The sequence below is a fragment of the Candidatus Stygibacter australis genome, assembly GCA_030765845.1.
Lineage (GTDB): Bacteria > Cloacimonadota > Cloacimonadia > Cloacimonadales > TCS61 > Stygibacter > Stygibacter australis.
The window spans coordinates 1-7,691 of sequence record JAVCDJ010000156.1 but is presented as its reverse complement, the minus strand read 5'-3'; the positions used below and the strand labels follow the sequence as shown (position 1 = coordinate 7,691).

Below are 7,691 nucleotides of genomic sequence, written 5' to 3'. Positions count from 1 at the left end.
CATAAAATTCTTGCGGAGGTTTTAAATATGATATTGCTCATTAACTGCGTTATAAGTGCATTGCTGGTTACTTTACTGATGTGGCTGGATCGCTATGAAAAGGAAAACATCGTCACTTTAATGAAAATCTTCTGCTTCACTATATTTGCCACAAGTATTTATGCAATTGCAGTTTCCTGGCTTATCACCAGTTTCTCATTTACTAATATTGTGATTATTGGTCCCATTCTGGAAGAAACCTGGAAATTTCTCATTTTCCTTTTAGTATTATATAAATTTAAAAACGAAGTTAATGAATCCTTTGACGCAATTGTCTATATGGGAGTGATTGCTCTTGGTTTTGCTTTTTATGAAAATATCTCTTATTATGTTATTGCCACCTGGCAAAGCATGATGATATCTACTCTTACGATGGATTTAAGTTATTACAATGCTTCTTTATATTCCATTTTCCTGGCTCGTTTGCTACCAGGGCATTTACTCTTTGATATGATTGCCATCTCAATTTATGGAATTGCTCTTCAAAAGGGTAAAAAATCTCTCAGATTTTTCTTTGCCTGGCTTATTGCGATTTTTTTACATGCCTTCTGGAATTTTTCCGTTCAGCTTAATTTCGTTTTTACAGTCTATAGTTTTCTGCTGATCACTGCTGCAATATTTGCTGTCTTCAAACTGCTCAATATCTCAAAATTTAAACCGGAATCAGAATTCGGGGACGAATCTATCATCCCCGATAAGAGTATCTATGACTGGTCTTATTACCTGCTCGTATTCATCTTTGTGATCATTTGCGGTTCACTTTCGCTTCTGATCACTTATGCTTTTGAGTCGATCCTTTTGTCCAGCGCTCTATTTCAATAAGATCCCTTTTTCATAGATCTTAATTCCGTCTCTTTGTAAACTAAAGAAATACATCCCCGCAGAATAAGACTGTGCTTCCCAGACTATTGAATGCTCCCCGGCTTCCTGATGACCTGATACCAGGTCAGCAACTTTTTGCCCTCTAATATTATAGACTGATAATTTCACTTCGCTATCATTTTGTAAATAGTAACTTATCTCTGTCTCCGGATTAAAGGGATTAGGATATATTCTCAATGCCTTAATAGAAGGAATTATCTCTCCATCAGTTTCCGAAGGAGGCAAAACTTCTATCATATCCACCATCAGGCACTCATCGTTTTGATCATCTCTTAAGATAGTTAATCTTACTGTATATGTCCCTTCTTCCTCAAATATCCATTCAGGCGACTGGTCTTCACTATCAATCTCTCCATCATAATCAAAATCCCATTGCCACTGCGCTATCTCACCCAGGGAAAGATCAGTGAATTGCACTGTCAGTGGAGCTTCTCCTTCCACTACATCACATTCAAAGTTTGCCAGTATCGGCAGATCATCAGGATCAGTTTCCACTGCTCCCATCTCCGGTGCTGTTCCTATATATTCATCCTCTGTCAGATCAATATAAGTGATAGACTCATATTCAAAAAGCGCTGTTCCGGCATTTATACAGGGTGAATCACTCTGCAGTGCCATAAAATTATCTTCTGGTGAGATAAAGAGTGGATCATCATCAATATTCCCATCCAGCCAGTTCACCACGACATTGTTATTAGTTACAATGCCATCTTCCCCGCCTTCAATATCGCAATAAGCAATGATTATCTCATTTTCCATATCATCCATGGAGAAGGTTAGTTCACTCGGTTCATTATTCCAGCATATTGTGTTCACAATCACCGGCACATCCACCATTGCCACATTATGATAAAATCTCAAAGCGCCTGCATCTGTACCTGTATTACCATAAAATGTGCAATTAAGTACATTTAGATGATCTGAATTATAAAAATACACAGCCCCTACATTTCCTGATGCACTGTTGCCAACAAACTGGCAGCCATCCAAATCTCCACTTGAATAGCTGAAGTATATTGCTCCCGCATGTGCCTGAGAACTGTTATTGATGAAATTGGTATTTGTGCAGGTTAAAGTGGCTTGAGAAGCGAATATTCCACCCGCTCTTCCATTAACGTCTTCTCCACCACAATAATTATCTATAAATTCACAATCTTCCACTACCAGATCACTAGCTTCCAGGTAGATTGCTCCTCCATAATCACCACCACTGTTTGATGATAATTCACAATTATATAAAGCTGGAGCTGAACTGTTTATAGCAAATATTGCTCCACCGGAAGTTGCCTGATTACCGGTTAATCGTAAATTCCTTAATACTGGTGAAGTACCATCGCAATTAATAGCTCCCCCCTGAAGTGGTGATCCACTATTAGTAATAGTAAATCCTTCCAGGATACTGCCCTCTCCTTCGCCGGTGTTAAAACTTATCAGTGAAGCATCTGAATAATTTCCCGCCAGAGTTGTATGGTAGATATCTGTTTCATCTCCTGTAAATATATAAGTTGAGGCAATTGTTATTGCTTTTCCCTCATAATTGATCACTCCATTATAGGTTCCAGGCTGCACGAGCACCGTATCTCCATCTGTAGATGCCAGTATTGCCAGTGAAATGTAATGATAACTCGCTGGCACATTTAAAATTGTTCCCCAAAGACATACTGATAATAACAAAAATAAAACTATTAAATTTCTCCGCATATTTCCTCCAGTTTTGTTTTTAACAAAATAAGTTTCACCTGTTTTATTTGTCAATTTCTATCTCCTGAAATTAAATACTCCCACTTTTTCTCTAATATCACTATAATTACATATAATATAATCAATTAGCCCTTCAGGTGACTTTCATCCAGAACAACAAGGTACGTATTGACATTATAATGTGAGTATGTGCTTTGTTGTTCTGGAGGATATATGCTTATAGTTTGTAAGGGGTTTTGTTGGGAAGTCTTAGAGAATTTGTAATTACCTGTTTAGTTAATTAATATCTCCCAGATATATTTTGCACTTTGGATCATTATTTTCCATCAAGAATTTCCTTAATGTTCTGGGATAAAGTTTATATTCCATGAGCTGTGAGATTTCCAACCACACAACACTTTCCTGCCAGGGGTCAGGTTCTGTCCCGTTCTGCGGAATACTGCCTTCTTTCAGTTTACATTCAAACATAAAATCAATCTGATGAGCACCATTATCAGTTTCAGCAAATTCATGGTTATCAGCCAGATATTCCCTGATATACAGTAATCTACCCACCTTAACTTCACAATCGATCTCTTCACGGCATTCCCGCTGCAATGCTTCCGGCATTAATTCATACAATTGCTGTCCCCCACCGGGAAGCACGTAAAATACTCCATTATGGTCTTTGCATTTTATGGTTAATATCCGGTTATTTTCAATAATTATTGCTTTTATGGAATTTCTGATCTTCTGCATAAAAAATTTGAGTTACACTCCTCTTTTTTCCGGTTCCCAGATATATTTATGTAATTGCAATTGGATGCGCACAGCAAGCCTGTCCTCTATTACCCAACTTACCAGTTCTTTGGGTTGCAAACGATCAAATACAGCCGAAAACAGGATCTTATAACCCCATAAATTGTTATACATGATAAATTCCCGGGCAAAATCATAATCAGCTTTGTCAGCAATCACAAATTTCAATTCATCTTTTCCTGGATCAAGATAAATAATATTTTCTCTAAGAAATGTGTCTTTATGTCCACTGGAGGGGCATTTCACATCCACAACATTGATCACATGTGGAGGTATTTCAGAGATGGGCAATGTCCCATTAGTTTCCAAAAGCACTCTGTAGCCGGTTCGTTCCAATGTATCTAACAATGCCGGCGTGTCTTTCTGCAGCAGGGGTTCTCCACCCGTGATCTCTACCAGATCAACCGGTTTATATTCTGATATAGCTTCAATAATTTCCGCGATGGACATTTCACTCTGGATTTCCTGATGAAACCGGCTGTCACACCAGTCACAATGCAGATTGCAGCCTGAAAGACGGACAAAGATGCAGGGCAGTCCGGCAAATGATGATTCACCCTGGATACTGAGAAAGATTTCGCAGACTTTCAGCATGATCAACTCTTGAACTTTTTGTTCAGTAAGGGAACGATTTCAAATATATCTCCCACGATTCCCAAATCAGCAATTTTGAAGATCGGGGCATCCGGGTCTTTATTAATAGCAATAATATAATCTGAGCTTTGCATTCCAGCCAGATGCTGAATAGCTCCCGATATTCCAAGTGCCAGATAAACTGTAGGTTTGATCGTCTTACCGGTTTGTCCTACCTGATGGGGATATTCCACCCAGCCGGCATCTACTGCTGCTCGTGAAGCTGCTACTGCTGCATCAAGTTTTTTTGCCAGTTCATACACCATTTGGAAGTTTTCCGGTGATTTAAGTCCTCTTCCACCTGAAATCACAAAGTTTGCTTCTGTAAGATTGATCTCCTGAGTAGCGTCAGCAATAAAATTCTCATATTCGCAGGTTTTATCAAGCTCAGGGAATTCTATTTTTTCTGAGATCAATTTACCAGTCCTTCCCGTCTCTCTGGGTAATGATTCCATCACTTTATGCCTTACAGTGGACATCTGCGGTAGATGGTCTGGTGTGATGATAGTTGCCATGATATTTCCGCCAAACGCTGGTCTGGTCTGCTTTAATAACCCAGTGGCACTATCTATCTCCAGTCCTGTGCAATCAGCAGTAAGCCCCGTATGTAAACTTACGGCTACGCGTGGGATAAATGACCTGCCCAGTACTGAAGCTCCTGAGAGGATAATTTCCGGTTTATATTTCTCTGCCAGGCTTTGCATGGCAGAGGCATAGTTTCTATCAATAAAATTTGTTAAATGCTTATCATCAACCAGGATTACTTCATCTGCACCATATTCAATCAGTTCCTGAACCAGGTTATCCACCTGATAGCCAAGCAAGACAGCAGTCAGTTTAGTGTTTCTTGCTTCTGCCAGTTCCCTGCCTTTACCCAGCAGCTCAAATACTACTGCGGCTACGTGTCCTCTCTGCTGTTCAGCAAAAACCCAAACACCCTTATATTGTGTACGGTCAATATCAGTTCTGCCATATTTACGGATCATGATAGCATCAAAAGGGCAGGCTTCCACGCAGGCGCCACACAGTACGCATTTATCAGTATCAATTTCTGCCAGTTTATCTACTATAGCTATGGCAGCATAGGCGCATGATTTTAGGCATGCATTACATCCAACACATCTTTGTTCTATAACTTCTATCATTATTATTACTCCCAGTCTCTATGTGATTAAAAGGTAAAGACCTGTGAATTTGTTTTCCAGTCAAGGATTTTCTACCTTGTATTCACTTAGGTATGCTTATAATCGTGATATCCATCGCCTGCCATTACCCTGAAAATAATCTCAGAACTTCTGGTTGACACGATATGCTATAGATAAAGTTTTGCCTTTCATATAATTTATCTTTCATTTATATGTTATTTGATTAAATTTATAATATATGGATATGAAGAAATAAGGTGTAAGCTCAAAAGGAGAATGAAATGAGCGAAATGGCAAAATTGAGAAATATTGGAATTAGTGCACATATAGATTCCGGGAAAACTACTTTGACAGAAAGGATATTGTTCTATACAGGTAGAATTCATAAGATACATGAAGTGAGAGGAAAGGATGGTGTAGGAGCCACGATGGATTCTATGGAACTGGAAAAGGAGCGCGGGATCACGATCTCATCCGCTACCACTAATGTATCCTGGAAAAAGCATGAGATAAATATCATTGATACTCCGGGTCATGTGGATTTCACTATGGAAGTGGAAAACGCCTTGCGCGTGCTGGATGGTGCGATTCTGGTACTTTGTGCCGTGGGTGGTGTACAATCTCAAACTATTACTGTGGTTCGTCAAATGCGCAGGCATCATGTCCCGATCATGGCATTTATCAATAAAATGGATAGAACAGGTGCTGATGCCTATAAAGTGCTTTCTGCACTGCACGAAAAGATGGGGATGAATGCCGTATTCCTGCAATTGCCAATTGGCAGCGGAGAGGATTTTAAAGGGATTATTGATCTTGTGACCATGAAAGCATTTTATTATAGTGGCCCTAATAACGAAAATATTCATATAGAAGAGATACCTCCTGAAATGCTGGATGAAGCCAGAAAGTATCAGGATCTTCTCTTTGAGAATGTTTCCATGTTCTGTGATACTCTCATGGAATCATATCTGGAAGGTCATCTTGATCTTGACCTTTTGCGCATGGCTATTCGCAAAGCGACTATTGCCCTTGAAATTGTTCCTGTATATGCCGGCTCAGCCTATAGAAATGTCGGAACGCGAGCACTTCTTGATGGGGTTATCCAATACCTGCCTTCTCCTGCGGACATTACCAATATCGCTTATGATATTGATCATCATGACCGCGAGATAGAAATCGAGAGTGATCGGGATAAGGATGTTGTTGCCATGGTCTTTAAAATTGAGAACCAGCAATATGGTCAGCTAACATATATCAGAGTATATCAAGGCACTATCAAAAAGGGTACTACTCTAATAAATTTAATTACCCGTAAAAAGGTTAAAGTGGGAAGACTTGCCAAACTGCATGCCAGCAATATGGAAGATATTGATGTTGCAGCAGCAGGTGATATTGCTGCCATCTTTGGTGTAGATTGTGCACTGGGTGACACTTTTGTTACCGGCAATGCTCATTTTTCCATGAGACATGCTTATATCCCTGATCCCATTCTATCTTTATCTATCACACCTTTAGATAAAAAGTCAACTGATAATATGTCAAAAGCGCTTAACCGTTTCACGAAGGAAGATTCCACTTTTAAATCTCATTTCGATGATGAAGCTTCTGAGACTATTATTTCCGGAATGGGTGAACTCCATCTGGACGTATATCTAGAAAGAATGCGCCGTGAATATAGCTGCAATATTCAGGTAGGTTCTCCTCAGGTAGCTTATCGGGAATCCATTGCCAAAGAAGTAAAATTTAATTATATTCACAAAAAGCAGTCCGGTGGTAGAGGACAATTTGCTCGAGTAGCAGGTATCCTTAGTCCTCTGGATGATGAAGACAGCCGCTTTGTTAATAAAATTACTGGTGGTGCGATACCTTCCAATTACATTCCTGCCTGTGAAAAGGGATTCATGAAATCTCTCTCCAAGGGTGGATTGGCTGAATTCCCCATTGTTCAGGTGGAAATGCTCATCAATGACGGCAGCTATCATGAAGTGGATTCCTCCCAGATGGCTTTTGAAATTGCCACTACCCATGCATTCCGCGAAACCTATAGAAAAGCTCAGCCTTATCTCCTGGAACCTGTTATGCAAGTAGATATCGAAACCCCTAATGAATTCCGCAGCAACGTGATGGGCAGTATCAATCAGCGCAGAGGATTGATACATGAAACAGAGATTGATGAACAATTTACTCGCATAATAGCTGAAGTACCGCTTGCCGAAATATTTGGATATGTTACTCTTTTGCGTTCTCTCACGCAAGGTAAGGTGGAATTTAATATGCAGTTCAATGCCTATAGAAAAGTTCCCATGAGTATTCACGAAGAACTTCTAAAAAAGATCAGACTCGATAAGTCATAAAATGAGTGATGGGTAAGATCGTGAGTCGGGAGTCGTGAGTCGTGAGTCGGGAGTCGGGAGTCGTGAGTCGGGAGTCGGGAGTCGTGAGTCGGGAGTCGTGAGTCGTTAGTCGATTGGTGACTGGCACCCCCACCAGGAC

Annotated in this window: 6 protein-coding genes; 2 read left to right on the top strand and 4 right to left on the bottom strand. The window is 39.9% G+C overall.

Going from position 1 to position 7,691, the window contains the following annotated elements:
* On the top strand, window positions 1-861 hold an 861-nt coding region (locus tag RAO94_07770), incomplete at its 5' end, for a PrsW family glutamic-type intramembrane protease (protein ID MDP8322232.1).
* On the opposite strand, the gene RAO94_07765 is transcribed toward RAO94_07770, so the two are convergent.
* The 4 genes from RAO94_07765 to RAO94_07750 form a co-directional block, all read right to left on the bottom strand.
* On the bottom strand, window positions 850-2,622 hold the full coding sequence (locus RAO94_07765; GenBank protein ID MDP8322231.1) for a PKD domain-containing protein: 1,773 nt from the start codon (window positions 2,620-2,622) through the stop codon (window positions 850-852). The genes RAO94_07770 and RAO94_07765 overlap by 12 nt on opposite strands.
* A 276-nt stretch (window positions 2,623-2,898) precedes the next feature.
* Window positions 2,899-3,360: an NUDIX domain-containing protein gene (locus RAO94_07760; GenBank protein MDP8322230.1), complete on the bottom strand. Its 462-nt coding sequence runs from the start codon at window positions 3,358-3,360 to the stop codon at window positions 2,899-2,901.
* A gap of 12 nt (window positions 3,361-3,372) precedes the next feature.
* Complete coding sequence (locus RAO94_07755) at window positions 3,373-4,014, bottom strand: radical SAM protein (GenBank protein MDP8322229.1); 642 nt, start codon at window positions 4,012-4,014, stop codon at window positions 3,373-3,375.
* Window positions 4,015-4,016: 2 nt separating this feature from the next.
* Complete coding sequence (locus RAO94_07750) at window positions 4,017-5,198, bottom strand: electron transfer flavoprotein subunit alpha (protein MDP8322228.1); 1,182 nt, start codon at window positions 5,196-5,198, stop codon at window positions 4,017-4,019.
* 281 nt (window positions 5,199-5,479) lie between these two features.
* Between RAO94_07750 and fusA the strand changes: the two genes are divergently transcribed.
* Entirely contained in the window at window positions 5,480-7,552 is a 2,073-nt protein-coding gene (fusA, locus tag RAO94_07745; GenBank protein MDP8322227.1) for an elongation factor G, read from the top strand.
* Window positions 7,553-7,691: the final 139 nt, after the last annotated feature.

What these genes read in the sequence shown, in the direction of transcription:
- RAO94_07765 (MDP8322231.1), bottom strand. Translation starts at nt 2,622, where the DNA reads ATGCGGAGAAATTTAATAGTTTTATTTTTGTTATTATCAGTATGTCTT.
- RAO94_07760 (MDP8322230.1), bottom strand. Translation starts at nt 3,360, where the DNA reads ATGCAGAAGATCAGAAATTCCATAAAAGCAATAATTATTGAAAATAAC.
- RAO94_07755 (MDP8322229.1), bottom strand. Translation starts at nt 4,014, where the DNA reads ATGCTGAAAGTCTGCGAAATCTTTCTCAGTATCCAGGGTGAATCATCA.
- RAO94_07750 (MDP8322228.1), bottom strand. Translation starts at nt 5,198, where the DNA reads ATGATAGAAGTTATAGAACAAAGATGTGTTGGATGTAATGCATGCCTA.
- fusA (MDP8322227.1), top strand. Translation starts at nt 5,480, where the DNA reads ATGAGCGAAATGGCAAAATTGAGAAATATTGGAATTAGTGCACATATA.